The following is a 26,930-nucleotide window of genomic DNA, read 5'->3' as shown; positions in this document are numbered from 1 at the left end:
GTCGGGGTGGCAGGATTCGAACCTGCGACCTCCTCGTCCCAAACGAGGCGCGATGACCGGGCTACGCTACACCCCGAAAAATGTCTTTTTTATCGCGTTGCAAATATACTTCTTTTATTGACTTTATAATTATAAATTTTAAGAAATTTTTATTATTTCAAAACGCTACTTTTGCTTACTTAATTTGAATTTTATTTTTTTGAAATCTTTATTTAGAAATTTTTTTATCATTACGTTTTTTATTCAAGTAGCAACTAGCTTTAGTCAGGTTTTAGTAAAAGGAAAAGTTGTAAATGAGTATGGAATTGCATTAAATGAAACCGTTATTATCAACAATAAAAATAAAATAATTGAAACAACTGATGCTAAAGGTTTTTTTGAAATTGAAAAAGAGGGCTTATATACGTTTCAAAAAAAAGGATATCAATTAAAAAGTTTATACCTAAAAAATAAAGAATTTTATACCGTTCAATTAACCCTTAATTCTTTAGAATTAGATGAGATTATTGTAACATCAAATCATATTCCACAAAAATTAAAAAAGGCAACAGCATCCATTGCTATTGTTTCCCAGAAAGATATACAACGATCTAACAATACAGATTTTGCACCTATATTAAATAGAACTCCAGGTGTTTTTATGCAAAATGGTGCTTTAAATACAAATAGAATAACCATAAGAGGTATAGGCGCAAGAAACCTTTTTGGGACTTCGAAAATTAGAGCATATTTTAAAGATATACCGCTTACAAATGGAAGTGGAGAAACCACAATAGAAGATTTTGAGTTGGCTTCTATTGCTAATTTTGAGATTATTAAAGGAGCAGTTTCTAGTATTTATGGTGCTGGTTTAGGTGGTGTTATTCATTTAAACCCTAAAAATGCTAATTTTAATGAATTTAGTATACAACCAGAATTTTCTGTGGGTTCTTTTGGTTTAACTAAAAGTATGTTAACAGCTAATTATGGTTCTAAAAAACATAGTTTTAAAGCCGTGTTCAGTGATACATATAGTGATGGCTTTCGAGAAAATAATAAGTATGATAGAAAAACATTTACATTAAATACAAATCATTTTTTAGGTAAAAATGATGAGCTTACTTTTTTAACTAGTTATATAGATTTAATAGCATTTATACCTAGTTCTATTAATGCTGAAGCATTTAGAGAAAGACCAGAATCTGCTGCATTTACATGGAAAAATGCCCAAGGTTTTGAAGATTCAAAGAGAGTTGTTTTTGGGTTGTCTTGGCGTCATAATTTTAAAGATAATCTAAAACAGGTAACTAGTATATTTACTTCTTTTAGAAATAATTATGAGCCTAGACCTTTTAATATTTTAAAAGAAAACACTTTTGCAACAGGTGTTCGAAGTCGTTTTTTGGGTGATTTTAAGTTATTTAATAAAAAATTAGACTGGACTTTTGGAGCTGAGTTTTTTAACGATGTTTACAATTCTATAACTTTTGAGAATTTATATGAAAATTTTCCAGCAGATAATGGCAGTGTAGCGGGAGATAATTTATCAGACTTTAAAGAAAATAGAAACTATTATAATATTTTTTCAGAAGCAAATTATCATTTTTCAGAAAAAACAACACTTACTATTGGTATCAACTTAAACAAAACTTGGTATAATTTAGAAGATCGTTTTCAAGTTTCAGAAAACAACCCAGATCAATCAGGTGCTTTTTCTTTTAAAACCATTGTTTCGCCAAAAATTGGTTTATCTCATTTAATTTCAGAAAATTTAAGTGTTTTTTCTAGTATTAGTCATGGTTTTTCGCCATTATCTTTAGAGGAAACTTTATTGCCAAATGGACAAATAAACACCAACTTGCAACCAGAAACGGGTTGGAATTTCGAAATTGGAACAAGAGGGAATTTTTTTAATAATCGTTTATTCTATAATTTGTCACTTTATCGTTTAAATATTAAAAACTTATTAGTTTCTAGAAGAACTGCAGAAGATGAATTTATAGGAATAAATGCAGGCGAAACGCAACATGATGGTTTGGAATCTCAATTAATATACAAATGGATTGAAAACAAAAAACTATCCCTAAACATGTTTGTAAATATTACAGCTAATAACTTTATTTTTAAAGAATTTATAGATGATAAAAATGATTTTTCTGGAAATGATTTAACCGGTGTTCCATCCAGTATTTTTAATGCAGGTGTAGACTTCAATTTTCAAAAAGGATTTTATGGAAATATAAATTATCAATATGTAGGTAGCATGCCTATTACAGACGCAAATAATTTATATACTGATGCCTACAACTTAACAAATTTAAAGGTTGGATACGTCTTTTCACTTTTGAAAGAAATCAAAGTAAATACTTTTTTTGGAGTAAATAATCTCTTTAATGAGGCTTATGCTTCTCAAATATTAATAAACGCTTCTAGTTTTGGTGGAGCTGCTCCACGATATTTTTATCCAGGAAATCCAATAAATTATTTTACTGGAATAAACTTTAATTATCTTTTTTAACGTATTTTTAAAAATAAAAAAAATGAAACACTCGTATCTATTATTATCATTTCTATTTGTGGCTTGTTTTTCGAGTGCACAAAAAACAATCACCAGCAAACCATCAATATTAAATTATACAACAGAAGTTGTTGTGTCAGAATTAAATATCCCTTGGGGATTTAGTTTTTTGCCAGATAATTCTATTTTAATTACAGAGAAATCAGGAGAATTAATTCATTTTAAAGATGGGAAAAAAACCATAATTTCTGGGATGCCAGAAGTAACTGTAAGAGGGCAAGGTGGTTTAATGGATATTGAATTACATCCAAATTATATAGAAAATAACTTTATTTACTTTACGTATGCATCTTCAGAAGGTACAGAAAGAGGTGCAAATACAACTTTAATGAGAGCTGTTTTTAAAGACGGAGTTTTATCCAATCAAAAAGTTTTGTACAAAGCATATCCAAACAGTAGAAAAGGACAACATTTTGGGTCACGAATTGCTTTCGATAATCAAAACCATATTTATTTTTCTATTGGAGATAGAGGTAATAGAGATGTGAATCCGCAAGATATTACTAGAGATTGTGGTAAAGTTTATAGATTAAATGATGATGGTACGATTCCTGAAGACAACCCATTTATTGATGTGAAAAATGCGAAAACAGCTATTTTTAGTTACGGGCATAGAAATCCTCAGGGAATGGAAAAAAATCCTTTTACCAATGAAATTTGGTCACACGAGCATGGACCTAAAGGAGGAGACGAAATAAATATTATAAAAAAAGGAAAAAATTATGGCTGGCCAGTAATTAGTTACGGGGTTAATTATTCTGGAACAAAATTTACAGATATTACCAAAAAAGAAGGTATGGAGCAACCTTTGCACTATTGGGATCCATCGATAGCACCTAGTGGAATGGCTTTTGTAAACTCTGAGAAATATCCAGGATGGAAGGGAAATGTTTTGATAGGTTCTTTAAAGTTTGATTATATCGCAAATTGTTATTTAGAAAATGGAAAAGTAATTAAAGAAGAGAAAATAGTGGAGAAAATAGGTAGAGTACGTTCTATAGAGCAAGGTAATGATGGCTACATATACGTTGGAGTAGAAGGTAAAGGAATCCTGAAAATAATACCAAATTAACATGAAAAAATCGATTGTAATTTTAATACTTTGTTTTTTTGCTTTATCGTTTAAAACTAAAAACAAAGAGTATTCTTTAAATCAAGATAATAAACTTAAAGAAAGTATAAAAAGGGGCAAAGTAGTTTACCAAGACATGTGTGCAACATGCCACATGCCCAACGGAGAAGGTGTGCCAAAAGTGTTTCCGCCTTTGGCAAAATCCGACTATTTAATGGAAAAGAGAGAGGCTAGTATTAGAGCAATAAAATATGGTTTAAGTGGTAAAATAGAAGTTAATGGAGTTACCTACAAAGGTATGATGACCAATTTAGGTTTGTACGAAGATGAAGTGGCAGATGTTATGAATTATATTACCAATTCTTGGGGAAATAAAAATCTTAAAATGATTACAGAAGACGAGGTGAAGTCTGTTTCTAAAAAGTAAGTCTTTATCAATATAAACAATCAATAAATTTTTGTTATTAACTAATTACAATTATCCATAAAAAAATAGGGTATAAATAAATCTAAAAATATAGATTTGTTACCTAAATTTTTCAAATTAAATTATGTCAGAAAATATCGAAAAAATTAAATGTTTAATTATTGGTTCTGGTCCTGCAGGATATACTGCAGCAATTTATGCAGCTAGAGCAGATATGAAACCTGTAATGTATACAGGTATGCAAATGGGTGGACAATTAACAACTACAACAGAGGTAGATAATTTTCCTGGTTATAAAGATGGAACTGATGGACCCGCAATGATGGAAGATTTAAAACATCAAGCTGAACGTTTTGGCACACAAGTTCGTTTTGGAATGGTTACTAAAGTAGATTTAAGTGATAAAGTAGGTGGTATTCATAAAGCTATAGTAGATGAAACAAAACATATAGAAGCAGAAACTATTATCATCTCAACAGGAGCTACTGCAAAATATTTAGGCTTAGAAAGCGAAAAGCGTTTAATAGGAGGAGGGGTTTCTGCCTGTGCAACTTGCGATGGATTTTTCTACAAAGGACAAGATGTAGTTGTTGTAGGTGCTGGAGATACTGCAGCAGAAGAAGCAACTTATTTAGCAAACATTTGTAGCAAAGTAACAATGTTGGTTCGTAAAGATTATATGAAAGCCTCTAAAGCAATGCAACACAGAGTTAATAAAACCGAAAATATAGAAGTTTTATACAACACAGAAATAGATGAGGTTTTAGGTGATAATGTGGTTGAAGGAGTTAGAGCAATAAATAATCAAACAAAAGAAAAACATGAGATTTCAGTTACAGGTGTTTTTATAGCAATTGGGCATACGCCAAATTCAGATTTATTTAAAGGAGTTTTAGATATGGATGAAACTGGTTATTTAATTACAAAAGGTAAAACTACAAAAACCAATTTACCAGGTGTTTTTGCTGCTGGCGATATTCAAGATAAAGACTACAGACAAGCAGTAACTGCTGCTGGTACAGGTTGTATGGCTGCTTTAGATGCAGAACGTTATTTAGGCGCTTTAGAGTAAACAGCTAAGTTATATTTATATAAAAAAGAGATTGCTTTTGCAATCTCTTTTTTTTTGTTGTCATTCCTGCGAATGAAAGAATCTAATAATTTTATACTAACTTTTGAAAGCAATAGATAATTAAGCGTTTACAGCTGCTTTCATCGATTTTCTATAGGTAAATTTGTTAAAAATATTACGTTTTCCAAAATTGTTTACAGATTTAGCATTGATGAATTTACCAAACAAAATTTTGTTAACTCCAAAATATTCATAGGTGTTACCATCTGTAAAAGTAACTTCTAACAACATACTTTTATGACGCCAATCTGCTACTTGAAATTCAGTAATTGTTTTTTTGTAAGTCTCTAAATTTGCTTCTTTGGTTTCTGGAGCAATACTTACCAAAAAGTGATAACCATCTATAATTTTAGTACTAATTTCTTCTGCTTCTGCTTTTTTAGCTTCGTCTGTAAATTTATCTGGATGAAATTGTTTCACCAAACCTCTGTAAGTAGTTTTTAGTTCTTTTAAATCAATAGCACCTTCTACACTAAATAACTTCTTATATTCTTTTATACGTTTCATTTTTAAATTTAAAAATTGCGTGCAAAAGTATTGATAAAAAAGCGATTAGCTATTTTTTTTAAGATTTATTTCTTTTTTTTAAAAGTTAGAAATTACTTTAAAGCGATATCATATTTTTCAATCGTCTCAATAATTAATTTTACAGCTTCAATATAAAATTTTGGGTTAATGTTTTCAAACGTATCAGTAGGTTTGTGGTAGTCTTTATGATCTTCTACACCAAAATAAATAAAAGGTATTTTCTCTTTATGAAAAATTCTGTGATCAGAAGAAAACGTCCAATCGTCTTTTGATTTATCTTTTGGGTTGTCATGACCAAATAGTAGATTTATAGAAGATGTTAGATCCTGCAAAGGTGCTTTTAATTGTGGATAATGATACGTACCACAAGCATACAATTCGTTGTTATCATTGTGTGCAATCATATCCATATTTACATTTAATACAATGTCTTTTTTATTAGGATAATTTTTTAGCCAATAATCTGCCCCCAAAGAACCAATTTCTTCAGCATCTACTGCAGCAAAAATTAAGGTGTGTTTTGTTTTGTGTTTTTTAAAATATGCAGCAATTGCAAAAAGTGCAGCTGTACCAGAAGCATCATCATCTGCGCCATTGTAAATTTTACCGTTTTTGATGCCCAAATGATCTAAATGCCCAGAAATCACGATGGTTTTGTTGGTTTTTCCTGATATTTTTCCAATGACATTTCCACCATAAACAATTGTGTCTGATATATTAAAAAAATCTTCTTTAGCGTTTTCAATAGGAAACATGCGTTGTCTTCTTTTCCCTGAAAATGTGTATGGAAATTTCTGAATAAATTTATTGTTCTCTACTTTTTCTAAGCCTATTTTTTCAAATTGATTCGCAATAAATTGTTGCGCTTTATAATTCCCTGGCTTAGAAAATCCCCTTCCTTCAAGGGAATCGCTTGCTAAAAGCTGTATGCTTTCTAACAACATTTTTTCGTCTATAGATATTTTTTTCGAATTTGTACAGCTTAAAAAAGCTAGTAAGATAGAAGCAATTATAATTTTTATTAATTTCATTTTGATTGATTTTATGGTTGTAGAATTTATGCAAATAATGTAATTTAAATTATAAAAATATTTATCTGTTAGTTACAACTTTTATTATATAAGAGGAATGTCATTTCGACTGAAATGGAGAAATCTTAGTTTTAAAAATGAGATTTCTCAACTACACTTCGTTTCGTTCGAAATGACAAACAGGTAATTTTGAGAGAAATTAATCTATTCGAATCAGAAAAGATATATAGAACTCATATTAATTACAAACCTAATTCTTTTCTTTCTTTGGTATCTGTCGCGCCATTTTTTGTCCAATAAGCAGATTTTATGGTATTTATTTTTGCTGCTTTTGTGGTTAAAGTTTTACCTCTTTTTGTTGATGTTTCTTCCCAACCTTCAATTAGGTATGGAAATTCTTTGGTTAATTTAACTGTGAGTTTTCTTTTTAATGTTGGGTAATACACAGAAAAGTTCATAAAATTACCGTTCTCAATCAAATTTACTTCTGCATCGAAAGCTTTTATTTTTTGATGGTTTAATGCTAAATATTCAAAAGAAGGAATTACTTTATATCTTCCTTTTTTTATGCTTTTTGGATTGATTCTTAGTTGATTCCATAATTCATTTTCTAATACGTTTTTTTCTAAGACTAACTCTCTATCCGCATTATTTTCAAAATAAGAATAAAAATCAATTTCAAATTTTTCTCTATTGTTTAATTGGACAAAAGTGTTTCCACACCATTCTTGCGAAGAAAAAGAAATTTTTATGGTTTTTTTATTGATATTAATAGGGGAGAAGGTACTTGTCATTATAGAATATGGATAAATACCTGTGGTAAATTTTTTGGTACTATTTAGTTTTAATACAGGTACATTTTTTTCGTTTTGATAATCTGCTTTTACTTGTTTTTCTGGTAAAAAATCTTCAGTTACAAAAATATTTACTGCAGTACCTTCATGATGTTCACCATACCTATTTTGAGTAAGTTTATAAGAAGTTATTTCTGCTTTACCTTCGTACCAATAATCGTTAAATTTAGGATGTTTTTTAATAGATTTTATTTTTGCCTTTGTTTCTGTTGCTGATTTTTTTGTATCAACATTAGAACAAAATATAAATAATAAACTGGTAATTATTGGAATCGTAAATTTCATAGAAGTTTTCATTTGAACTATATTTTACTACTAATTTACAACAAATAGAAAATTCTAAAAAACCACGCATTAGAATTAACATAATTATAAAACAAAAGACCACCAATTAAGGTGGTCTTTTTAAACAAACAACTAATTCTTAAAATTTATTTTTAAGAAACTTTTATATACTTTTATTAAAAACAATATTTGTTTTCTGCTTTTACTTTTTCTGCAATTTCGTTACGTAAATCTACAATATCTGGGTAATTAGCATATTTAGTAAAACGCTTTAATCCCATTAATAACATACGTTGTTCATCACCTTCTGCAAAAGAAATAATACTTTCTTTTCCTTTTTCTTCAATTTTATCTACTGCATGGTATAAATATAATTTAGACATGGCAATTTGTACAGATTGAGAATCTTCTCCAAAACGTTTTGCATTTTTCTCTGTTCTTAAAATAGCAGACTCAGCCATATAAATTTCTATTAAAATATCTGCAGCAGCAATTAATAATTGTTGATGTTCTTCTAGCTCTGTACCATATTTTTGAATTGCAGAACCAGCTACCATTAAAAATGTCTTTTTTAATTTTCCAATTATTGCTTTTTCCTCAGCGAACAATTCAGAGTAATCTGGTGTGTCAAAAGAAGGTATACCCATTAACTCATCTGCTACAGCAGTTGCTGGTCCTAATAAGTCTACATGACCTTTCATAGCTTTTTTAACTAACATGCCAACAGAGAGCATTCTGTTAATTTCGTTGGTTCCTTCATAAATACGAGCAATTCTGGCATCTCTCCATGCTGATTCCATAGGTGTTTCTTCAGAAAATCCCATTCCTCCAAAAATTTGAATTCCTTCGTCTGCACAATTTTGTACATCTTCAGAAACGGCTACTTTTAAAATAGAACATTCAATTGCATATTCTTCAACACCTTTTAATTCTGCTTCTTGATGTGTATTACCAGCTTCAAGTCTTAGCGCAATTCTATCTTCAATATCTTTTGCAGCTCTGTAAGATGCAGATTCACCCACGTATGCATCTGTAGCCATTTCTGCTAATTTTACTTTAATAGCACCAAAATCTGCTATAGGTGTTTTAAATTGTTTACGTTCGTTAGCATATTTTACTGCATTTGTAATGATTCTTCTTTGAGAATCTAAACAAGCTGCTGCTAATTTTATACGACCTACGTTTAAAGCATTCATGGCAATTTTAAAACCTTCACCACGTCCCGCTAACATATTTTCTGCAGGAACTACTGTGTCATTAAAAAATACTTGTCTTGTAGAAGATGCTCTAATACCTAATTTATGTTCTTCTTCACCTAATGTAATTCCATTCGGATTCTCTTTATCATACTCTACAATAAAACCAGTAATGTTTTTATCGTTTTCTATTCTCGCAAACACAATCATTAATCGACAAAAACCTGCGTTAGAAATCCACATTTTTTGTCCATTAATCTTGTATGATTTTCCATCTGCGGATAATTCTGCTGTTGTTTTACCAGAGTTTGCATCAGATCCTGCACCAGGTTCTGTTAAACAATACGCTCCAAACCACTCTCCAGTTGCTAGTTTTGGTACATACTTTTCTTTTTGTGCTTGTGTTCCATACAAAGTAATTGGCATGGTACCAATACCTGTATGTGCACCAAAAGCAGTACTAAAAGAACCTGTTCCAGAAGAAATATAATCACAAGTTAACATGGTAGAAACAAAGCCCATCCCTAAACCACCAAATTCTTCTGGTACAGCAACGCCTAAAAAACCTAATTCACCAGCTTTACGCATTACATCTTCAGTAAGTGCATAATCTTTTGCTTCGAATCTATCTTTATGAGGAATAATTTCTCTATCATTAAATTCCATCACAGCTTCCTTCATCATTTGCTGCTCTTCAGTAAAATCTTCTGGAGTAAATACATTTTCGCAGCTAGTTTCTTTCACTAAAAACTGTCCGCCTCTTAATAATTCTGCCATTTTTGTTATATTTTAGATTATAGAAGAAAGAAAATAGAAAATAGACCTTTATTGGAGGCTATTTTGGAATCCCATTGTCATTCGCTGGAATTCTTCTATTTTATCTTCAATTTTTTTTAATGTTTCGTTATTTATGTAATTTCTATATTTTGCTACTAACAATTGTGTACCTAGTTCAAAAGATGATCCTAATGAGATATCAAGAAAATGACTAAAAGATTTATCTGTTCTTGAAGATCCTTCTGCAATATTACTTGGCAGAGAAACTGAGCACCTACTAATTTGTGAACTTAAATCATATCTTTCGTGCGTAGGAAAGTTTAATAAAATATCAGAAATGTCATTCGATATCTCTAAACCGAGTTTCCAAATCTTTAAATTTTTGTAATTATGTCTTTGTTTAGCAAACATTAGTCTATTTTCTTTTCTCTATTTTCTCTTTTCTTTTTAAGAAAGAAACTCAAAAACCCCTGCTGCACCTTGTCCTGTTCCAACACACATGGTTACCATTCCGTATTTGTTTTTCATATTTCGTTTGCGCATCTCATCAAATAATTGTACTGATAATTTTGCGCCTGTACAACCTAAAGGATGCCCTAATGCGATTGCACCACCATTTACATTTACAATGTCTTGGTTTAAATCTAACTCGCGCATTACTGCTAAAGATTGCGATGCAAAAGCTTCGTTTAATTCGATTAATTCAATATCTTTTTGTTGTAAACCAGCTTGTTTTAGAGCTTTCGGAATTGCAGCAACAGGACCAATACCCATAATTCTAGGTTCTACACCTGCAGCAGCATAATTTACAACTCTAGCAATCGGTTCTATATTTAATTCTTTTACCATTTCTTCACTCATCACCATTACAAAAGCAGCGCCATCACTCATTTGTGAAGAATTTCCTGCAGTTACACTTCCATTAGCAGCAAAAACAGGTCTTAATTTATTTAAAACTGCTGTAGATGTTCCTGCCCTTGGGCCTTCATCTTTAGTTACTGTATATTTTTTTGTTGCTTTTTTACCATTTTCATCCAAATAGGTTTGCTCAACTTCTATAGGTACAATTTGATCTTGAAAACGATTTTCTGCCTGCGCTTTTAAGGCTTTCATGTGAGAATTGTAAGCAAACTCATCTTGGTCTTCTCTTGATACTTTAAATTGATTGGCTACTGCCTCTGCAGTATTTCCCATTCCCCAGTAATAATCTGCATGTCCATCTTTAATGGTATCGTAATTTAATTCTGGTTTAAAACCTGTCATAGGTACAGAACTCATACTTTCAGATCCACCAGCTATAATACAACTTGCCATACCTGCATTAATTTTAGCAGCTGCCATTGCAATAGTTTCTAATCCTGATGAACAAAAACGATTAACAGTTACACCCGGAACATCCACAGAATTTAATCCTATTAAAGAAATAAAACGTGCCATATTTAATCCTTGCGAACCCTCTGGCATTGCGTTTCCTACAATAACATCATCGATACGTTTTACGTCTAAATTAGGGATTTCTTTCATCATGTGTTGGATTGTTTCTGCACCCAACTCGTCTGCACGTTTAAAGCGAAAAACACCTTTAGGAGCCTTTGCAACTGCAGTTCTATATGCTTTTACTATATATGCTGTTTTCATAAAATTTTAGTTTCTTAAAGGTTTTCCCGTTTTTAACATCGCTTGAATTCTCTCTAACGTTTTACGTTCTGTACACAATGATAAAAACGCTTCTCTTTCTAAATCTAATAAGTATTGTTCAGAGACTAATGTTGGTTCAGATAAATCTCCACCAGCCATAACATAGGCTAATTTATTAGCTATTTTTTGGTCGTGCTCAGAAATGTATTTAGAGTGTTCCATTGAGTCTGTACCCACTAAAAACATACCTAAAGCTTGCTTACCTAACACTTTTACATCTTTACGTTTTGGTGGTTGTGTATAGCCACTTTCTGCCATTAGTTTTGCGTGTGCTTTTGCGGTTGCAATTTGTCTGTCTTTATTAACAACAATCACATCTTTTCCTTTTTGCAATAATCCCAAGTCAAATGCTTCGTAACCAGAAGTAGAAACTTTTGCCATACCAATCGTTAAAAAATTTTCTTGTAAGATATTTAGCTCCACATCACCTTTATTAAAAGAATCTGAGGCTCTTAAAGCCATTTCTTTAGAACCACCACCACCTGGAATTACACCAACGCCAAATTCTACTAAGCCCATATACGTTTCTGCTGCTGCAACCACTTTGTCTGCATGTAAAGAAATTTCGCAACCACCACCTAGGGCCATCCCATGAGGAGCAGAAATAGTTGGTATCGACGAATAACGCATACGCATCATTGTGTCTTGAAAGTATTTTATGGCATAATTTAATTCATCATATTCTTGCTCTACAGCCATCATAAAAATCATACCAATATTTGCACCCACAGAAAAATTTGCAGCTTGATTACCAACTACCAAACCTTGAAAATCTTTTTCTGCTAAATCTAATCCTTTGTTGATTCCAGCCAAAACATCACCACCAATGGTATTCATTTTAGATTGAAATTCTACGTTTAAAATTCCATCTCCAATATCTTCTATAACAACTCCAAAATTTTTGAAAACTTCATTCGATTTTCTGATATTGTCTAAGATGATGAATCCATCTTGACCTGGTTTTTTAGTTTGAGATTTAGAAGGAATATCATAATAATAAGTAGCGCCTTCTTTTACCGAATAAAATGAGGTAACTCCACTTTCTAACATTTCTGTTACCCAAGTAGCAGGCTCAAACCCTTCAGCTTTCATTAATTCGATTCCTTTTTCTACACCAACTGCATCCCAAATTTCAAAAGGGCCATTTTCCCAGCCAAAACCGGCTTTCATTGCATCGTCAATTTTGTACAATTCATCAGAAATTTCTGGAATTCTATTTTGCACATAGGCAAACATTGCAGCGAAATTTTTTCTGTAAAACTCTCCAGCTTTATCTTTTCCACCCACTAAAACTTTAAATCGATCAATAGGTTTGTCAATAGTTTTTGTCAATTCTAAAGTGGCAAATTTTGCTCTTTTTTTAGAACGATATTCCATTGTGTCTAAATCTAAAGTTAGAATTTCGCTTTTACCTTTATCATCTTTTACTTTCTTATAAAAACCTTGTCCTGTTTTACTACCCAACCATTTGTTTTCCATCATTGTGTTGATGAAATTAGGTAGTTTGAAAAGTTCATGTGCTTCATCATCAGGACAGTTTTCATAAATTCCATTGGCAACATGAACCAAAGTATCTAAACCAACAACATCAACAGTTCTAAAGGTGGCAGATTTTGGGCGTCCAATAACAGGTCCTGTTAATTTATCAACTTCCTCAACAGTTAAACCTAATTCTTTTACTTGGTGAAAAAGAGATTGGATTCCGAAAATTCCAATTCTATTTCCAATAAAAGCTGGCGTATCTTTTGCTAAAACTGATGTTTTTCCTAAAAACTTCTCTCCATACATCATTAAGAAATCTGTAACTTCTTGTTTACAATCTGGTCCCGGAACTACTTCAAAAAGTTTTAAATATCTAGGCGGATTGAAAAAGTGCGTTACTGCAAAATGTTTTTGAAAATCTTCACTTCTTCCTTCATTCATAAATTTGATAGGAATACCAGATGTATTAGAAGAAATTATAGTTCCTGGAGTTCTGTGTTTTTCTAGTTTTTCGAAAACTATTTTTTTAATATCTAATCTTTCTACAATAACTTCCATAATCCAATCTACATCTGCAACTTTTGCAATATCATCTTCTAAGTTACCAGTGGTAATTCTGTTTGCAAATTTTTGATTGTAAATAGGAGATGGTTTCGATTTCAAAGAAGCAGCTAATGCATCGTTTACCAATCTATTTCTAACAACTTTGTCTTCTAGTGTAAGTCCTTTTGCTTTTTCTTTTTCGCTCAATTCTCTTGGTACAATATCCAATAATAGAACTTCTACGCCAATATTTGCAAAATGACAAGCAATACCACTTCCCATAATTCCGGAACCAATAATTGCTACTTTTTTTATTCTTCTAGTCATTTGTTTTATTTTTTTAAACTGCTTTTTTATTAATGTCAGTAAATATTTTCTTGTCTGAAATTAACTTATTTATAGTGGATGTTACATTAAAAAAACCTTCTAAATCTTTTTCTGAAACATGGTTTATTATCGTTTCGTTAAACTGTATTACATGGCCTTTAGAAACGCTGCGCATTTCTTTACCATAATCTGTTAGTTTAATAATTACGCTTCTTCCATCATCTGGGTTTTTTTCCCTAAAAATTGCGCCTTTATCTTCCATGTTTTTTAATATTCTAGAAAGACTTGTAGGTTCCATACCCATTAATGGACCTAAAGCTGTAGAAGGTGTCCCTTTTTCTTTATCGATATTTAACAATACAAAAGCAGTAGCCATCGTACTGTTGTGCTTAAAAGCTTGTTCATTATACATCTTAGCAACAGCTTGCCATGTTGCTCTTAGTTGATGATCTATAGTTTTGTCTTTATTCATTGCATCAAATATATAAAAATTTATTATGCACGCATAGTAAATTGTAAAAAAGTTATGCATGCATAGTAAATTTAACAAAAATTTTATTCTTTTAAGTTGTTAGAAAATTGTTACAAATAGCGATAAATATGTAAGTTTGTATAAATTGCATTGATCATCTATTTCAAAAAATAAAAATGAGCAACTTACTAGAAATAAATCATGTTGTAAAAAAGTATGGGGACTTTACAGCTTTAAATGATGTTTCTATTCATATTCCTAAAGGAAGTGTATACGGACTTTTAGGACCAAATGGAGCAGGAAAAACATCGTTGATTAGAATTATAAATCAAATTACAATGCCAGATGCTGGTAGCGTTTTTTTAGATGGAGAAAAATTAGCTCCACATCATATAGAACAAATTGGTTACTTACCAGAAGAGCGAGGTTTGTATAAATCTATGAAAGTAGGTGAACAAGCATTATACTTAGCACAATTAAAAGGTTTAAGCAAAGCAGAAGCTAAAAAAAGATTAAAATATTGGTTTGAAAAATTTGATATTTCTGCTTGGTGGAATAAAAAAATTGAAGAACTTTCGAAAGGAATGGCTCAAAAAGTACAATTTATTGTGACTGTTTTGCACGAACCAAAATTATTAATTTTCGATGAACCTTTTTCTGGTTTTGATCCTATAAATGCACAAATAATTGCCAAAGAAATTTTACAATTAAGAGATAAAGGAGCCACTATTATTTTTTCTACCCATAGAATGGAGTCTGTAGAGGAAATGTGTGATGAAATTGCATTGATTAACAAATCAAACAAAATTTTAGATGGTAAATTAGATGATATTAAACGAGCATTTAGAACCAATACTTTTCAGGTTGGATTAAAAACAGTCAATGTAAATGAAGTAATAAACGCATTAAAAGAAAATTTTACGGTTTATCCTGCGGATTTTAAATTGTTAAGTGATGGATTAACCTTAAATGTTCAATTAAATGAAGGAGATACTTCTAATGATTTATTATCGTTTTTAACCAATAGAGGAGAAGTGCAACATTTTGTAGAGTTAATACCGAATGCAAATGATATTTTTATACAAGCCATAAATAAAAATAATTAATGATGAGTAAATTAAAATTAATTATACAGAGAGAATTTGTTGCTAAAGTGCGTAATAAATCTTTTATAGTTATGACTTTTTTAAGTCCGTTAATTATGGTAGGTATGATTACATTGGTTGTTTTTTTAATGAAAAAGAATGATGAGAAAGCCAAAGATATTTTATATGTAGATAATTCTGGTATGTTTACCAATAACGATTTTAAAAGCACAAAGTCTATTAAATATACAGATTATACATCTACAGGAATTACAGAAACAAAGAAGAAAGTAGAAGAAGGTAGTTTTTATGGAGTTTTATTTATACCAAAACAAGATAGTTTAGAAATTTTAGCAAAAAATATAGAATTTTATTCTAAAGATTCGCCGAGTATATCCATTATAAACTCTATTGAAAATAAAATAGAAACCAAATTAAAAAATCAAAAACTAACAAATTTTGGTATCGATTTAAAAAAGATTGAAGCAGCAAAAATTAATACAGAAATAAAAATGTATGATTTTTCAGGAGAGCAATCATCAAAAATGAAAAATTGGATTAAAATTATTTTTGGTGCAATAGCGGGTTATTTTTTGATGATGTTTGTTATGATTTACGGAACCTCCGTAATGAGAAGTGTTATAGAAGAAAAAACAAGCAGAATTATAGAAGTTATTGTGTCTTCTGTAAAACCGTTTCAATTAATGTTGGGTAAAATTATAGGTAATGCCTCTGCTGGCTTATTACAGTTTTTTATTTGGGGTGTTTTATTGTTTGTAATTTTAACAATTTTAGCATCAGTTTTTGGAGTAGATATGTCTGAAATGCAAAATACAGCCACTTCTTCTGCACAAATGGATGCTGTTAAAAATGCGGCTGAAGGCGATAAAATGCAATTAATGGTACAAGAAATTTTAAACTTACCAATATTAAAATTATTTGTACTTTTTATATTTTACTTTTTAGGAGGTTATATGTTATATAGCTCTTTATTTGCAGCTGTAGGTGCAGCTGTAGATAATGAAACAGACACACAACAGTTTATGTTACCTATCATGTTGCCATTAATATTAGGTGTTTATGTTGGGTTTGCAACTGTAATAAACGATCCTCATGGGCCTATTGCAGTTATATTTTCGCACATACCATTAACAAGCCCTATTGTAATGTTAATGAGGGTTCCATTTGGAGTTTCTTGGTACGAGCTTTTAATTTCTATGGCAATATTAGTGGTAACTTTTGTATTTATGGTATGGCTAGCAGCAAAAATTTACAGAGTGGGTATTTTAATGTATGGTAAAAAACCAACTTACAAAGACCTGTACAAATGGTTAAAATATTAAGATATGCAAGATAAAATAGATCAAGTTAAAGATACAATTGTAGAAGAGGCAAACTCTGTTTTAGATTATACATTTACTTTTACAGAAGAAATTACTATTTCTGTTAAAGGTTTAATTTTAATTGCTATTGCTTTAATTTTAACTTCTGTAATCCTAAAATTTGTTAGAAGGTTTTTAACCAGAAAATTACCACAAAACGATAAACAAAAATTTGTTACTGTATTTACTTACATAAGGTGGTTTGTATTTTTAGTTATATTTTTAATAGGAATGCATGCATCTGGTGTAAATGTTACAGCAGTTTTTGCAGCATCAGCAGCTTTATTAATTGGTGTTGGTTTGGCTTTACAAACCCTGTTTCAAGATATTATATCTGGTATTTTTATATTGGTAGACCAATCTGTACATGTAGGTGATATTATTGAGTTAGAAGGCAAAGTAGGTAGAGTTTTAGACATCAGGTTAAGAACCACCAGAGCAGTAACAATAGACAACAAGGTTTTGGTAATTCCAAATCATTTGTATTTAACAAATATTTTATTCAATTGGACAGAAAATGGAACAGAAACAAGAGAGGTTGTAAATGTGGGTGTAGCTTACGGTAGTGATGTTGAGTTGGTTAAAAAATTATTATTAGAAGTTGCTAAAAAACACGATAAAATTTTAAAAATACCAGAACCCACTGTATTATTTACAGATTTTGCAGACAGTTCCTTAAATTTTAGATTGGTTTTTTCGCTAAACAATAGTTTTGAAGCAAGATTTGTACAAAGTGATTTGCGTTTTGATATAGACAAAGCATTTAGAGAAAATGGGGTTACGATTCCTTTTCCACAAAGAGATGTTCATTTCTTTGATAAAAGTTCAAAAGCTTAAAAGAAGACCTTAAAAAATAAAAAATGAGTAAGATTTTAATTATCGAAGACGAAGCAGCCATTAGAAGGGTGCTTATGAAAATTATTTCAGAAGAAAATGATGCTTATAAAGTAGAAGAAGCTGAAGATGGGTTGTTAGGCATAGAAATGATAAAAAACAACGACTATGATTTGGTTTTGTGCGACATAAAAATGCCAAAGATGGATGGTGTTGAGGTATTAGAAAAAGCTAAAAAAATAAAACCAGAAATACCGATTGTTATGATTTCTGGTCATGGAGATTTAGATACAGCTGTAAATACAATGCGTTTAGGTGCATTCGATTATATATCGAAACCACCAGATTTAAATCGTTTGTTAAATACAGTTAGAAATGCATTAGAAAAGAAAACTTTAGTTGTAGAAAATAAAAGATTAAAGAAAAAAGTAAGTAAAAATTATCAAATGATTGGCGAGAGTGCTGCTATTTCTCACATTAAAGAAATCATAGAAAAAGTTGCAGCTACAGATGCTAGAGTGTTAATTACAGGACCCAATGGAACTGGTAAAGAATTGGTTGCACATTGGTTGCATGAAAAATCAGAGCGTGCTAAGGCACAAATGATTGAAGTAAATTGTGCTGCAATTCCCTCTGAATTGATAGAAAGTGAACTTTTTGGACATGTAAAGGGTTCTTTTACAGGAGCTAATAAAGATAGAGCAGGTAAATTTGAAGCTGCAAATGGAGGTACTATTTTTCTAGATGAAATAGGAGATATGAGTCTGTCTGCACAATCAAAAGTTTTACTTGATTTTCAAGAAAACAAAATATCTAGAGTAGGTTCTGATAAAGACATAAAAGTAAATGTTAGAGTTGTTGCTGCAACCAATAAAAACTTAAAAGAAGAAATTGTTGAAGGACGTTTTAGAGAAGATTTATATCACAGGTTAGCTGTAATTTTAATAAAGGTACCAGCTTTAAATGATAGGAGAGAAGATATACCACTATTGGTAGATTTTTTTGCTAAAAAAATATCAGAAGAACAAGGCACCCCTAAAAAAGACTTTTCTAAAGAAGCTATTAAACTGTTGCAAGAATATGATTGGACTGGGAATATTAGAGAATTAAGAAATGTGGTAGAACGTTTAATTATTTTAGGAGAAAAAGAAGTTTCTGCGAATGATATTAAATTATTTGCGAGTAAGTAAAGAATTATCTTATTAAAAGATAAAAAAAGAGGAAATTAAATGTAATTTCCTCTTTTTTTATTTGTTGCTATTTTTGAACTTATTTCAAATCAAATCGATCTAAATTCATCACTTTGGTCCAAGCTTTTATAAAGTCTTTTACAAAACGATCTTGTCCATCACTAGCTCCATAAACCTCAGCAATTGCTCTTAATTCTGTATTAGAACCAAAAATTAAATCGGCTCTTGTACCAGAAAATTTCATAGCGTTTGTTTTTCTATCCCTTCCTATAAATTCTTTTTCTTCTGATGAAGCTGCTTTCCAAGTGAAAGAAAAATCTAAAAGATTAGTAAAAAAGTCGTTTGATAAAGTTCCTTTATTTTCTGTAAATACACCATGATTTGAACCATCGTAATTTGCACCTAAAACACGTAAGCCACCAACCAAAACAGTCATTTCTGGAACAGATAGGGTTAATAAGTTGGCTTTATCTACTAATAAATCTTCCGCAGCTATATTTAAATCTCCTCTAATATAATTTCTAAATCCATCTGCTAAAGGCTCTAAATATCCAAACTGTTCTAAATCTGTTTGCTCTTGTGTTGCATCTCCTCTTCCCGGATAAAAATCTAATGTTTCAGTATAACCGGCATTTGTTAATCCTTTTTCAACCCCAACATTTCCAGCAAGTACTATTAAATCTGCTAAAGAAACTTCACCTTTAAATTTTTCTTTTATATCCTTTAAAACAGAAAGTACCTTCTCTAATTCAGCTGGATTATTTACTTCCCAACTTCTTTGAGGTTCTAAAGCAATACGTGCTCCGTTTGCACCACCTCTATTATCAGACCCTCTAAATGTTGAGGCAGACGCCCAAGCTGTAGTAACTAATTGCGATACCGTTAATCCAGAATCTGAAATTAATTCTTTTAGTGAAGAAATATCAGCATCACTTAAAGTATAGTTTACTTCAGGAATAGGATCTTGCCATACCATAGTTTCTTCAGGAATTTCAGGTCCTAAATAACGAGAAGTTGGTCCTAAATCACGATGTGTTAATTTATACCACGCTTTAGCAAAAGCATCTTCAAATGCTTTGTGGTCTTTATGAAAACGTTTAGAAATTTCTAAATATTTTGGGTCTACTTTTAGAGCAATATCTGCGGTAGTCATCATTAAATCTTGTTGTTCATTTGCATTACCAGCTTTGGGTGCTCTTTTTGCATTAGAAGCTGCTGTAGGTTTCCATTGATGCGCACCTGCAGGACTTTTGGTTAATTCCCAGTCATAATTTAATAAAACATCAAAATAATCTGCATCCCAACGAGTTGGATTTGGTGTCCATGCACCTTCAATTCCACTGGTAATGGTGTCGTCTAAAAAACCAGTACCAAAACTATTTTTCCAACCTGTACTCATTTCTTCAATAGATGCTCCATGTGGCTCTTTGCCAACGTATTTATTTGGATCTGCTGCACCATGAGCTTTCCCAAATGTATGGCCTCCTGCAACTAAAGCTACAGTTTCTTCATCATTCATTGCCATTCTACCAAAGGTTTCTCTAACATTTTGTGCAGATCCCATAGGATCTGGATTCCCATTTGGTCCTTCAGGGTTTACGTAAATCCAACCCATCATTACTGCTGCAAGAGGATCTTCTAAATCGCCATTTTCATATCTATCATCATTGGCTCCCCATTCCGTTTCGCTTCCCCAGTAAATATCTTGTTCAGGTTCCCAAACGTCTTCTCTACCACCTGCAAAACCTAAGGTTGGAAAACCCATAGATTCTAAAGCGCAATTTCCTGCTAAAATCATTAAATCTGCCCAAGAAATTTTGTTCCCATATTTTTGTTTTATGGGCCATAATAATAAACGAGCTTTGTCTAAATTACCATTATCTGGCCAACTATTTATTGGGGCAAAACGTTGGTTACCAGTTCCAGCACCACCACGTCCATCACCAACTCTATAAGTACCAGCACTATGCCATGCCATTCTTATCATTAACCCTCCATAATGCCCATAATCTGCTGGCCACCAATCTTGAGAGTCTGTCATAAATTCTTTGAGTTCTTTCTTTAACGCATCATAATCTAAACTATTAAATGCATCAGCATAGTTAAAATCATCTCCCATAGGATTGGATTTAGATGCATTTTGTCTTAATATATTTAGTTTTAATTCATTAGGCCACCAATCTCTATTTTTAACACCTTGACCAGATGTTTGTTTGGTTGTTCCACTTAAAAAAGGGCATTTAGCAGCACTTTCGTTTAATTCAAAATTTTTACCATTATGTTGATTACTTGAGTTTGTATTATTTTCCATTGAGTAGTTTTTTTAAATTTATAGAATGTAAACTTACAAGATTTCTTTAAATAAGTAAAATCTATAATTATTATTATATAATAAGAATAAACAATAGTATGTTTCTTTAAATTTACAAAAATATTTGATTATATATTTAATATAATTATATCTTATTTAATATTTAGGTTTTTATAAATTTAATCTATATTGAAATAAATACTTATCATAAAAATTTTAACTTTTAAATTGGTTCATTTCTATCTTTGTGTCAATAAAAAACAAATATTAATCAATAAAAATAAAAATAATGGCAACAGCAGTTGGTAAAAAATTTCCAGATTTAAATGTAGACGCAATGAATGAAATGGGTGATACATTTAAATTAAATGTATTAGAAGAAGCAGTAAATAACAAAAAGAAAGTTTTGTTATTCTGGTATCCTAAAGATTTTACATTTGTATGTCCTACAGAATTACACGCTTTTCAAGCTGCTTTAGAAGAATTCGAAAAAAGAAACACAATTGTTATTGGTGCTTCTTGCGATACTCCTGAAGTACACTTTGCATGGTTAAGTACTTCTAAAGATAATGGAGGTATAGAAGGGGTAACATATCCAATTTTAGCAGATAGCAATAGAAATTTATCATCAATTTTAGGTATTTTAGACATCACAAATGAAACTTTTGATGAAGCTACGCAAACTGTACAAGTAGAAGGAGATAATGTTACTTACAGAGCAACGTATTTAATAGATGAAGAAGGTACTGTTTTTCATGAAGGAATCAATCACATGCCAGTAGGTAGAAATGTAAACGAATTTTTACGTTTAATTGATGCTTACTCGCACGTACAATCTCATGGTGAAGTTTGTCCAGCAAACTGGGAAGAAGGTAAAGAAGCAATGTCTCCTAATGCAAAAGGAACTGCTGATTACTTAGCAAAAAACTAATATTTAATTAACAAAAAGGAAACAAAACGTGTTGAGTTTTGGGGGAAACAAAACACGTTTCCTTTTTTAATAAAAAAGAAACTATGGTTCAAGAATTAACAGAAGACAATTTACAAGAAATTTTAAACGGAAATGAAAAGGTGGTAGTACAATATTCTGCAACTTGGTGTGGTAATTGTAGAATAATGAAACCAAAATTTAAAAAATTATCTACAGAATTAGAAGATTTGAAATTTGTAATTGTAGATGCAGAAAAATTTCCAGAAAGTAGAAAGTTAGCAGATGTAAGTAATTTACCAACTTTTGCTACTTTTGTAGATGGTGAAAAGAAAAATCAAACACAAACAAACAAGTTTGATGTTTTGAAAGATTTAGTAAATGAAATTCAATAAACTTCTTTTTTAAGAAGTAAAAATATACTTATGAAATTACCTGTAATAAAACATTTGACTAATTTTATTGAAGAAAACGATCAAGATTACATTTTAGAAACGATAGAAACTTTAGAGGCCTTAACAGAAGTACCTTCTTTAAAAGATGAAGAATTAGATGTTATTGGAGAGTTAATTTCTAATATGTATGGTGCAGTAGAGGTTGATAAAATGGTAAAAGATGGCACACCAAAAAAAGAGGCTTTAAATACGTTTATGAAACGTGTTTTAGGGTCTATCGATACCTAAATTATCAATATTACTAATTAAAAATCCCAAGCATTAGCTTGGGTTTTTTTTATTTTAATGATGTGTTAATTGCTCAATAATTTCTAAATGTTCAGGAAATTCACCAGCTAATTCTTTAGAAGAAGGCAAAACAAAATCTCTAAAATCAAAACCAGGAGATACTGTACAGCCCACCAATGAAAAAGAATCTTTATCTAATACTTCTGCAGCAAAATAGTAATGAGCAGGAACCGTAAACTGAAATACTTCATCGTTTTTAAAATCATCTCCAATTAAGGTAAAAGAATACTCTCCTTGGGGAGAAATTGTATGTAGTTTTAAAGTGGAGCCCTTATAAAAATGCCAGATTTCATCTTGGTTAATTTTATGAAAAGCAGAAAATTTATCTGAAGTTAACAAAAAGTAAATACTAGTACAATAATTTCTATTTCCTTCGAAATATTCTTGTAAGTTTTCTTCAGCTATGGTGCCTTTACTTCTATATACTTCTTTAAAATATCCACCCTCTGGGTGTTCTTGTAAATTAAAGTGATCAATTATTGTTTTTGCATCCATTTTTTTAATTTTCTAAAATTTATAACCTAGTGTAATACGAACTTGTTTCAATATAGGTTGTATTATTTTGAAGTTTTTATGTGATGATTTCTTCATTCTATTACTCTACAAGTTGAAGAATAAAAATGACCAAAATATATTTAAAATCATCAACTTTCTCTTTTCTTTTCTTCGTTGGATTTTTTAATAATAGCCTTTAAACGTTCTTTATTCCGTTGTTTTTCGAGTTTTACTTTATTGATTTTTTGATTCATCAATTTAGTATGTTTCGCTTTATTGACTGTATTTTTTTCTTTTCCTCTTTTGGGCATCATCTAAAACTTATAAAGTAAAAGTACAATATTTAGGAATAATACAAATCAACTGACACTTTCTATTTTTTTCTTTAAAATCTACTATCTTCGTTTTTTTTAAATAACAAATTAGAATGATTAGAAGTTTAAAGGATTATATAGTTATTGGCTTAAAGGGAATGGCAATGGGTGCTGCAGATGTTGTGCCGGGTGTATCTGGTGGTACAATTGCTTTTATTTCAGGGATTTATGAAGAATTATTAAGTTCCATTAGCAATGTAAATTTTAAATTGATAAAAACGCTTAAAAATGAAGGTATTAAAGCTGCTTGGAAACAAGTAAATGGTTCTTTTCTACTAGCGCTTTTTATAGGAATTTTTATCAGTATTATTTCTTTAGCCAAAACTATTAAATGGTTGTTAGAAAACCAACCAGTGTTACTTTGGTCTTTCTTTTTTGGATTGGTGTTGGCAAGTATTATTTATATTGGTAAACAAGTAGAAAAATGGAATTTTAAAATAATATTATTTTTTATTTTAGGAATTGCTTTTGGATACAGTATCACAGTAATACCCTCTACAAATGCGGCAGACAGTAGCTTTTTGTTTTTAGTTTTTGCAGGTGCTATTGCATCTTGTGCAATGATTTTGCCAGGTATTTCAGGATCTTATATCTTACTTTTAATTGGTGTATATCCTATTGTTATGACTGCAATTACCAATAAAGATTTTAAAATAATTAGTGCCATTGGTATAGGTGTAGTTGTAGGTTTGTTATCTTTTTCAAAATTATTAAAATGGTTGTTTACCAACTATAAAAATCAAATGTTAATTGTACTAACAGGTATTATGTTAGGTTCTTTAAATAAAGTTTGGCCTTGGAAAGAAACCGTTTCTACATACGTTAATAGTCATGGTGTTACCAAACCTTTGGTAGAGCAGAGTATTTCTCCTTTTTCTTATCATGAAGATTCACAATTAGTATCGGCAACTATATTAGCAGTTGTAGGATTTGTATTAATTTTAGTTATGGAAAAATTAGCTGTAAAAAAAGCATAAATGCAAAAAAGAAGAACCTTTTTAGAAAAAACATATCTTTTTTTAAAAGGATTAGCCATGGGCGCAGCAAACAAAGTGCCTGGTGTTTCTGGTGGTACAGTTTCTTTTGTTTTTGGTTTTTACGAAGAGTTAATTTATTCTTTTAGAAAAATAAATTTAGTAGCTTTTAAACTGTTAATTAATGGGCGGTTTAAAAGTTTTTTTACTTATACAAATGGGCAATTTTTATTATTGATAATGGGAGGTAGTATTTTTAGCTACTTCAGTATTTCTTTAGTTTTAGATTACTTTTTAGAAAATTATGAACTTTATGTTTGGAGCTGGTTTTTTGGAATGATTATAGGCTCAATTTATTATATTGGTAAAGATTTTGGAGAATGGAATAGGACCAACATCATTTCTTTAATAATTGGAGCAGTTGTAGGAATTGGAATTAGTTTTTTAAAACCTGCAGGAGAAAATGATAACTTATGGTTTGTGTTTATTTGCGGTATTATTGGGGTTTCTGGCATGACTTTACCAGGTTTGTCTGGTTCTTTTATTTTAATTCTATTAGGTAATTATGTGTTGTTATTGGTAGATTCTGTAAACGAATTACTCTACATAGTTAGTAACTTGGTAGTTGGTAATTTTGATGTATTACAAGATCCAGAAAAAATTAAATATTTAAAAATAATTAGTGTTTTTACAGCAGGGTCTCTGTTTGGTTTGGTTTCTATAAGTCATGTTCTGGGGTATGTTTTAAAACGATATCATAGTATTGTAACAGCTGTAATTATTGGTTTTATTACAGGTTCTTTAGGTATTGTTTGGCCTTGGAAAAACGCAGTTTTTTTACAAAAAAATAATACTTTTTTGGTAGATAAAAATGGTAATAAAATTGTAGAAAATTACAATCGATATTTACCAGATTTGGCATCAACAGAAACTTGGGTTGCTATTTTTTATGTTATTTTAGGTATTGCATTAATTTTAATTATAGATTTTTATGGGCGAAAAAAGAAATAAAGTATTTGGTCTTTTAGGGAAAAACATTTCTTATTCATTTTCTAGAGGATATTTTACAGAAAAGTTTAAAAACTTACACTTAGAAAATCACAATTATAAAAATTTCGATATTCAAGAAATAGCTAAATTTCCTGATATTATTAAAAATGAAGAATTTTTAGCGGGTATGAATGTAACCATACCTTACAAAGAAGCAGTAATTCCTTTTTTAAATAAATTAGATAAAACAGCTAAAAAAATAGGGGCTGTAAATACTATAAAAATTACAAAAAGAGGTAATTTAAAAGGATACAATACAGATGTTGTTGGTTTCGAACAATCCATTTTACCATTTATAAAAAAACACCACACACATGCATTAATTCTAGGTACAGGTGGAGCATCTAAAGCGATAGCTTATGCTTTAACGAAAAATAATATCAAGTATAAATTTGTTTCTAGAAAACCATCAGGAAAAAAAGAAATTTCTTACGAAGATGTATCAGAAAAAAGGATGCATAAATATCAAATAATCATCAATTGTACGCCTTTAGGAACTTCACCAAATACTCATTTGTGCCCAAATATTCCTTATCAGTTTTTAACACATCAACATTTATTGTTCGATTTGGTGTACAATCCAGAAGTTTCTACATTTTTATCTAAAGGATTAGCGCAAGGAGCAGCCATTAAAAACGGATACGAAATGTTAGAATTACAAGCAGAAGAGTCTTGGAGAATCTGGAATCAGTCCAAATAATTCAAAAACAAACAACTTCTTGTTAGTCTTGTAAGTTGTCAGTATCTTTATAGACTATAATAATAATGTATTATTAATCGAACTTAAACATTGTAGATATGTTAGATACTAACGAAGAAAACGTTGAAAAATCAGTAAATAAAACTGATAAAATTACCAGCAAACCAAAAGAAACTGAAGAAAATACTTCAAAAACGGCTAAGGAAGAAGGAGCAAAAGAGGCGGAGATTGAAGAGACTTCAGAAGAGCCTGTAAAAGAAGTTAAAGACGAAAACTCAGATGCTGTAGATGAAGTAGAAAAATCGGTTGCAGAAGATGCAGAAAATAACGATTCTAAAGAGGAGAAAGAAGAAGAAGAAAAAGTAGACTATTCAAAATTTACTCTAGAAGAATTGGTAACTACTTTAGAAAAAGTAATTTCTAACAACCCTGTACAGAAAATAAAAAATCAAGTAGAAGGCATTAAAAGTGCATTTAATACAA

The 26,930-nt window shown here is 30.5% G+C and carries 25 protein-coding genes, 1 tRNA gene and 1 pseudogene; 15 read left to right on the top strand and 12 right to left on the bottom strand.

Annotated features, from left to right (window positions below; genetic code table 11):
- Position 1: 1 nt before the first annotated feature.
- Positions 2-76: transfer RNA gene (locus tag ACTG3S_RS03285), tRNA-Pro, on the bottom strand.
- A gap of 123 nt (positions 77-199) precedes the next feature.
- On the opposite strand from ACTG3S_RS03285, the gene ACTG3S_RS03280 reads away from it, so the two are divergent.
- The 4 genes from ACTG3S_RS03280 (at position 200) to trxB (ending at position 5,128) form a co-directional block, all read left to right on the top strand.
- Positions 200-2,497 (top strand): TonB-dependent receptor family protein, encoded by a 2,298-nt coding sequence (locus tag ACTG3S_RS03280; protein ID WP_439127945.1) that lies wholly within the window; start codon positions 200-202, stop codon positions 2,495-2,497.
- Positions 2,498-2,519: 22 nt separating this feature from the next.
- Complete coding sequence (locus ACTG3S_RS03275; protein ID WP_439127944.1) at positions 2,520-3,629, top strand: PQQ-dependent sugar dehydrogenase; 1,110 nt, start codon at positions 2,520-2,522, stop codon at positions 3,627-3,629.
- A gap of 1 nt (position 3,630) precedes the next feature.
- A complete protein-coding gene (locus ACTG3S_RS03270; RefSeq protein ID WP_439127943.1) occupies positions 3,631-4,056 on the top strand; it encodes a c-type cytochrome in 426 nt (141 codons plus the stop codon).
- 124 nt (positions 4,057-4,180) lie between these two features.
- Complete coding sequence (trxB, locus tag ACTG3S_RS03265; protein WP_439127942.1) at positions 4,181-5,128, top strand: thioredoxin-disulfide reductase; 948 nt, start codon at positions 4,181-4,183, stop codon at positions 5,126-5,128.
- 120 nt (positions 5,129-5,248) lie between these two features.
- On the opposite strand, the gene ACTG3S_RS03260 is transcribed toward trxB, so the two are convergent.
- The 8 genes from ACTG3S_RS03260 to ACTG3S_RS03225 form a co-directional block, all read right to left on the bottom strand.
- The gene (locus tag ACTG3S_RS03260) at positions 5,249-5,695 is read right to left on the bottom strand and encodes a KTSC domain-containing protein (protein WP_439127941.1); all 447 of its coding nucleotides are present in this window, start codon (positions 5,693-5,695) and stop codon (positions 5,249-5,251) included.
- Positions 5,696-5,787: 92 nt separating this feature from the next.
- Entirely contained in the window at positions 5,788-6,747 is a 960-nt protein-coding gene (locus ACTG3S_RS03255) for a M20/M25/M40 family metallo-hydrolase (RefSeq protein ID WP_439127940.1), read from the bottom strand.
- A gap of 242 nt (positions 6,748-6,989) precedes the next feature.
- Positions 6,990-7,898 (bottom strand): septum formation inhibitor Maf, encoded by a 909-nt coding sequence (locus ACTG3S_RS03250; RefSeq protein ID WP_439127939.1) that lies wholly within the window; start codon positions 7,896-7,898, stop codon positions 6,990-6,992.
- 164 nt (positions 7,899-8,062) lie between these two features.
- Positions 8,063-9,859, bottom strand: coding sequence for an acyl-CoA dehydrogenase family protein (locus ACTG3S_RS03245; protein ID WP_439127938.1), 1,797 nt, complete (start codon positions 9,857-9,859; stop codon positions 8,063-8,065).
- A gap of 48 nt (positions 9,860-9,907) precedes the next feature.
- Positions 9,908-10,270, bottom strand: coding sequence for a four helix bundle protein (locus tag ACTG3S_RS03240; protein ID WP_439127937.1), 363 nt, complete (start codon positions 10,268-10,270; stop codon positions 9,908-9,910).
- Between the two features lie 36 nt (positions 10,271-10,306).
- The gene (locus ACTG3S_RS03235) at positions 10,307-11,497 is read right to left on the bottom strand and encodes an acetyl-CoA C-acyltransferase (RefSeq protein ID WP_439127936.1); all 1,191 of its coding nucleotides are present in this window, start codon (positions 11,495-11,497) and stop codon (positions 10,307-10,309) included.
- A 6-nt stretch (positions 11,498-11,503) separates the two neighbouring features.
- On the bottom strand, positions 11,504-13,909 hold the full coding sequence (locus ACTG3S_RS03230) for a 3-hydroxyacyl-CoA dehydrogenase NAD-binding domain-containing protein (RefSeq protein ID WP_439127935.1): 2,406 nt from the start codon (positions 13,907-13,909) through the stop codon (positions 11,504-11,506).
- A 13-nt stretch (positions 13,910-13,922) separates the two neighbouring features.
- Positions 13,923-14,381, bottom strand: coding sequence for a MarR family winged helix-turn-helix transcriptional regulator (locus ACTG3S_RS03225; protein ID WP_439127934.1), 459 nt, complete (start codon positions 14,379-14,381; stop codon positions 13,923-13,925).
- A 176-nt stretch (positions 14,382-14,557) separates the two neighbouring features.
- Here ACTG3S_RS03225 and ACTG3S_RS03220 point away from each other — a divergent pair, with 176 nt between their 5' ends.
- Genes ACTG3S_RS03220 through ACTG3S_RS03205 form a run of 4 tightly spaced genes read left to right on the top strand, consistent with a single transcriptional unit; the run spans position 14,558 to position 18,872 of the window.
- A complete protein-coding gene (locus tag ACTG3S_RS03220; protein WP_439127933.1) occupies positions 14,558-15,487 on the top strand; it encodes an ABC transporter ATP-binding protein in 930 nt (309 codons plus the stop codon).
- Positions 15,488-15,489: 2 nt separating this feature from the next.
- Positions 15,490-16,809: an ABC transporter permease gene (locus ACTG3S_RS03215; protein ID WP_439127932.1), complete on the top strand. Its 1,320-nt coding sequence runs from the start codon at positions 15,490-15,492 to the stop codon at positions 16,807-16,809.
- 3 nt (positions 16,810-16,812) lie between these two features.
- A complete protein-coding gene (locus ACTG3S_RS03210; RefSeq protein ID WP_439127931.1) occupies positions 16,813-17,685 on the top strand; it encodes a mechanosensitive ion channel family protein in 873 nt (290 codons plus the stop codon).
- Between the two features lie 23 nt (positions 17,686-17,708).
- Positions 17,709-18,872, top strand: coding sequence for a sigma-54-dependent transcriptional regulator (locus ACTG3S_RS03205; protein ID WP_439127930.1), 1,164 nt, complete (start codon positions 17,709-17,711; stop codon positions 18,870-18,872).
- Positions 18,873-18,951: 79 nt separating this feature from the next.
- Here the strand turns inward: ACTG3S_RS03205 and katG are convergent, their stop codons facing one another.
- Positions 18,952-21,183 (bottom strand): catalase/peroxidase HPI, encoded by a 2,232-nt coding sequence (katG, locus tag ACTG3S_RS03200; protein WP_439127929.1) that lies wholly within the window; start codon positions 21,181-21,183, stop codon positions 18,952-18,954.
- Positions 21,184-21,472: 289 nt separating this feature from the next.
- Here katG and ACTG3S_RS03195 point away from each other — a divergent pair, with 289 nt between their 5' ends.
- From ACTG3S_RS03195 to ACTG3S_RS03185, 3 genes are all read left to right on the top strand, one after another.
- Entirely contained in the window at positions 21,473-22,114 is a 642-nt protein-coding gene (locus ACTG3S_RS03195) for a peroxiredoxin (RefSeq protein ID WP_439127928.1), read from the top strand.
- A gap of 83 nt (positions 22,115-22,197) precedes the next feature.
- Positions 22,198-22,506: a thioredoxin family protein gene (locus ACTG3S_RS03190; protein WP_439127947.1), complete on the top strand. Its 309-nt coding sequence runs from the start codon at positions 22,198-22,200 to the stop codon at positions 22,504-22,506.
- A 30-nt stretch (positions 22,507-22,536) separates the two neighbouring features.
- Positions 22,537-22,794: a DUF6952 family protein gene (locus tag ACTG3S_RS03185; RefSeq protein WP_439127927.1), complete on the top strand. Its 258-nt coding sequence runs from the start codon at positions 22,537-22,539 to the stop codon at positions 22,792-22,794.
- A 54-nt stretch (positions 22,795-22,848) separates the two neighbouring features.
- Here ACTG3S_RS03185 and ACTG3S_RS03180 read toward each other — a convergent pair whose 3' ends face one another.
- Both ACTG3S_RS03180 and ACTG3S_RS03175 read right to left on the bottom strand, forming a co-directional pair.
- Complete coding sequence (locus ACTG3S_RS03180; protein ID WP_439127926.1) at positions 22,849-23,349, bottom strand: cupin domain-containing protein; 501 nt, start codon at positions 23,347-23,349, stop codon at positions 22,849-22,851.
- A gap of 149 nt (positions 23,350-23,498) precedes the next feature.
- Positions 23,499-23,660 carry a hypothetical protein gene (locus ACTG3S_RS03175; protein ID WP_439127925.1) on the bottom strand — a complete coding sequence of 54 codons (162 nt, stop codon included), beginning with the start codon at positions 23,658-23,660 and terminating at the stop codon, positions 23,499-23,501.
- Between the two features lie 116 nt (positions 23,661-23,776).
- Between ACTG3S_RS03175 and ACTG3S_RS03170 the strand changes: the two genes are divergently transcribed.
- The 4 genes and pseudogenes from ACTG3S_RS03170 to ACTG3S_RS03155 form a co-directional block, all read left to right on the top strand.
- Positions 23,777-24,700 (top strand): DUF368 domain-containing protein, encoded by a 924-nt coding sequence (locus ACTG3S_RS03170; RefSeq protein ID WP_439127924.1) that lies wholly within the window; start codon positions 23,777-23,779, stop codon positions 24,698-24,700.
- Positions 24,701-25,708 carry a DUF368 domain-containing protein gene (locus ACTG3S_RS03165; RefSeq protein ID WP_439127923.1) on the top strand — a complete coding sequence of 336 codons (1,008 nt, stop codon included), beginning with the start codon at positions 24,701-24,703 and terminating at the stop codon, positions 25,706-25,708. It begins immediately after the preceding gene.
- Positions 25,689-26,447, top strand: a complete 759-nt coding sequence (locus ACTG3S_RS03160) for a shikimate dehydrogenase family protein (RefSeq protein ID WP_439127922.1) — start codon at positions 25,689-25,691, stop codon at positions 26,445-26,447. Before ACTG3S_RS03165 ends, ACTG3S_RS03160 begins: the two co-directional genes overlap by 20 nt.
- Positions 26,448-26,545: 98 nt before the next feature.
- Positions 26,546-26,930: pseudogene (locus ACTG3S_RS03155) on the top strand (DUF349 domain-containing protein); the annotation flags it as partial.

The organism is Polaribacter sp. (assembly GCF_965656025.1).
Lineage (GTDB): Bacteria > Bacteroidota > Bacteroidia > Flavobacteriales > Flavobacteriaceae > Polaribacter.
Note: the sequence above shows the minus strand (reverse complement) of the source record. Positions and strands in the feature narration are given on the sequence as shown.

Coding starts and splice junctions, on each gene's coding strand:
- ACTG3S_RS03275 (WP_439127944.1), top strand. CDS start 2,520: ATGAAACACTCGTATCTATTATTATCATTTCTATTTGTGGCTTGTTTT.
- ACTG3S_RS03270 (WP_439127943.1), top strand. CDS start 3,631: ATGAAAAAATCGATTGTAATTTTAATACTTTGTTTTTTTGCTTTATCG.
- trxB (WP_439127942.1), top strand. CDS start 4,181: ATGTCAGAAAATATCGAAAAAATTAAATGTTTAATTATTGGTTCTGGT.
- ACTG3S_RS03260 (WP_439127941.1), bottom strand. CDS start 5,695: ATGAAACGTATAAAAGAATATAAGAAGTTATTTAGTGTAGAAGGTGCT.
- ACTG3S_RS03255 (WP_439127940.1), bottom strand. CDS start 6,747: ATGAAATTAATAAAAATTATAATTGCTTCTATCTTACTAGCTTTTTTA.
- ACTG3S_RS03250 (WP_439127939.1), bottom strand. CDS start 7,898: ATGAAAACTTCTATGAAATTTACGATTCCAATAATTACCAGTTTATTA.
- ACTG3S_RS03245 (WP_439127938.1), bottom strand. CDS start 9,859: ATGGCAGAATTATTAAGAGGCGGACAGTTTTTAGTGAAAGAAACTAGC.
- ACTG3S_RS03240 (WP_439127937.1), bottom strand. CDS start 10,270: ATGTTTGCTAAACAAAGACATAATTACAAAAATTTAAAGATTTGGAAA.
- ACTG3S_RS03235 (WP_439127936.1), bottom strand. CDS start 11,497: ATGAAAACAGCATATATAGTAAAAGCATATAGAACTGCAGTTGCAAAG.
- ACTG3S_RS03230 (WP_439127935.1), bottom strand. CDS start 13,909: ATGACTAGAAGAATAAAAAAAGTAGCAATTATTGGTTCCGGAATTATG.
- ACTG3S_RS03225 (WP_439127934.1), bottom strand. CDS start 14,381: ATGAATAAAGACAAAACTATAGATCATCAACTAAGAGCAACATGGCAA.
- ACTG3S_RS03220 (WP_439127933.1), top strand. CDS start 14,558: ATGAGCAACTTACTAGAAATAAATCATGTTGTAAAAAAGTATGGGGAC.
- ACTG3S_RS03215 (WP_439127932.1), top strand. CDS start 15,490: ATGAGTAAATTAAAATTAATTATACAGAGAGAATTTGTTGCTAAAGTG.
- ACTG3S_RS03210 (WP_439127931.1), top strand. CDS start 16,813: ATGCAAGATAAAATAGATCAAGTTAAAGATACAATTGTAGAAGAGGCA.
- ACTG3S_RS03205 (WP_439127930.1), top strand. CDS start 17,709: ATGAGTAAGATTTTAATTATCGAAGACGAAGCAGCCATTAGAAGGGTG.
- katG (WP_439127929.1), bottom strand. CDS start 21,183: ATGGAAAATAATACAAACTCAAGTAATCAACATAATGGTAAAAATTTT.
- ACTG3S_RS03195 (WP_439127928.1), top strand. CDS start 21,473: ATGGCAACAGCAGTTGGTAAAAAATTTCCAGATTTAAATGTAGACGCA.
- ACTG3S_RS03190 (WP_439127947.1), top strand. CDS start 22,198: ATGGTTCAAGAATTAACAGAAGACAATTTACAAGAAATTTTAAACGGA.
- ACTG3S_RS03185 (WP_439127927.1), top strand. CDS start 22,537: ATGAAATTACCTGTAATAAAACATTTGACTAATTTTATTGAAGAAAAC.
- ACTG3S_RS03180 (WP_439127926.1), bottom strand. CDS start 23,349: ATGGATGCAAAAACAATAATTGATCACTTTAATTTACAAGAACACCCA.
- ACTG3S_RS03175 (WP_439127925.1), bottom strand. CDS start 23,660: ATGCCCAAAAGAGGAAAAGAAAAAAATACAGTCAATAAAGCGAAACAT.
- ACTG3S_RS03170 (WP_439127924.1), top strand. CDS start 23,777: ATGATTAGAAGTTTAAAGGATTATATAGTTATTGGCTTAAAGGGAATG.
- ACTG3S_RS03165 (WP_439127923.1), top strand. CDS start 24,701: ATGCAAAAAAGAAGAACCTTTTTAGAAAAAACATATCTTTTTTTAAAA.
- ACTG3S_RS03160 (WP_439127922.1), top strand. CDS start 25,689: ATGGGCGAAAAAAGAAATAAAGTATTTGGTCTTTTAGGGAAAAACATT.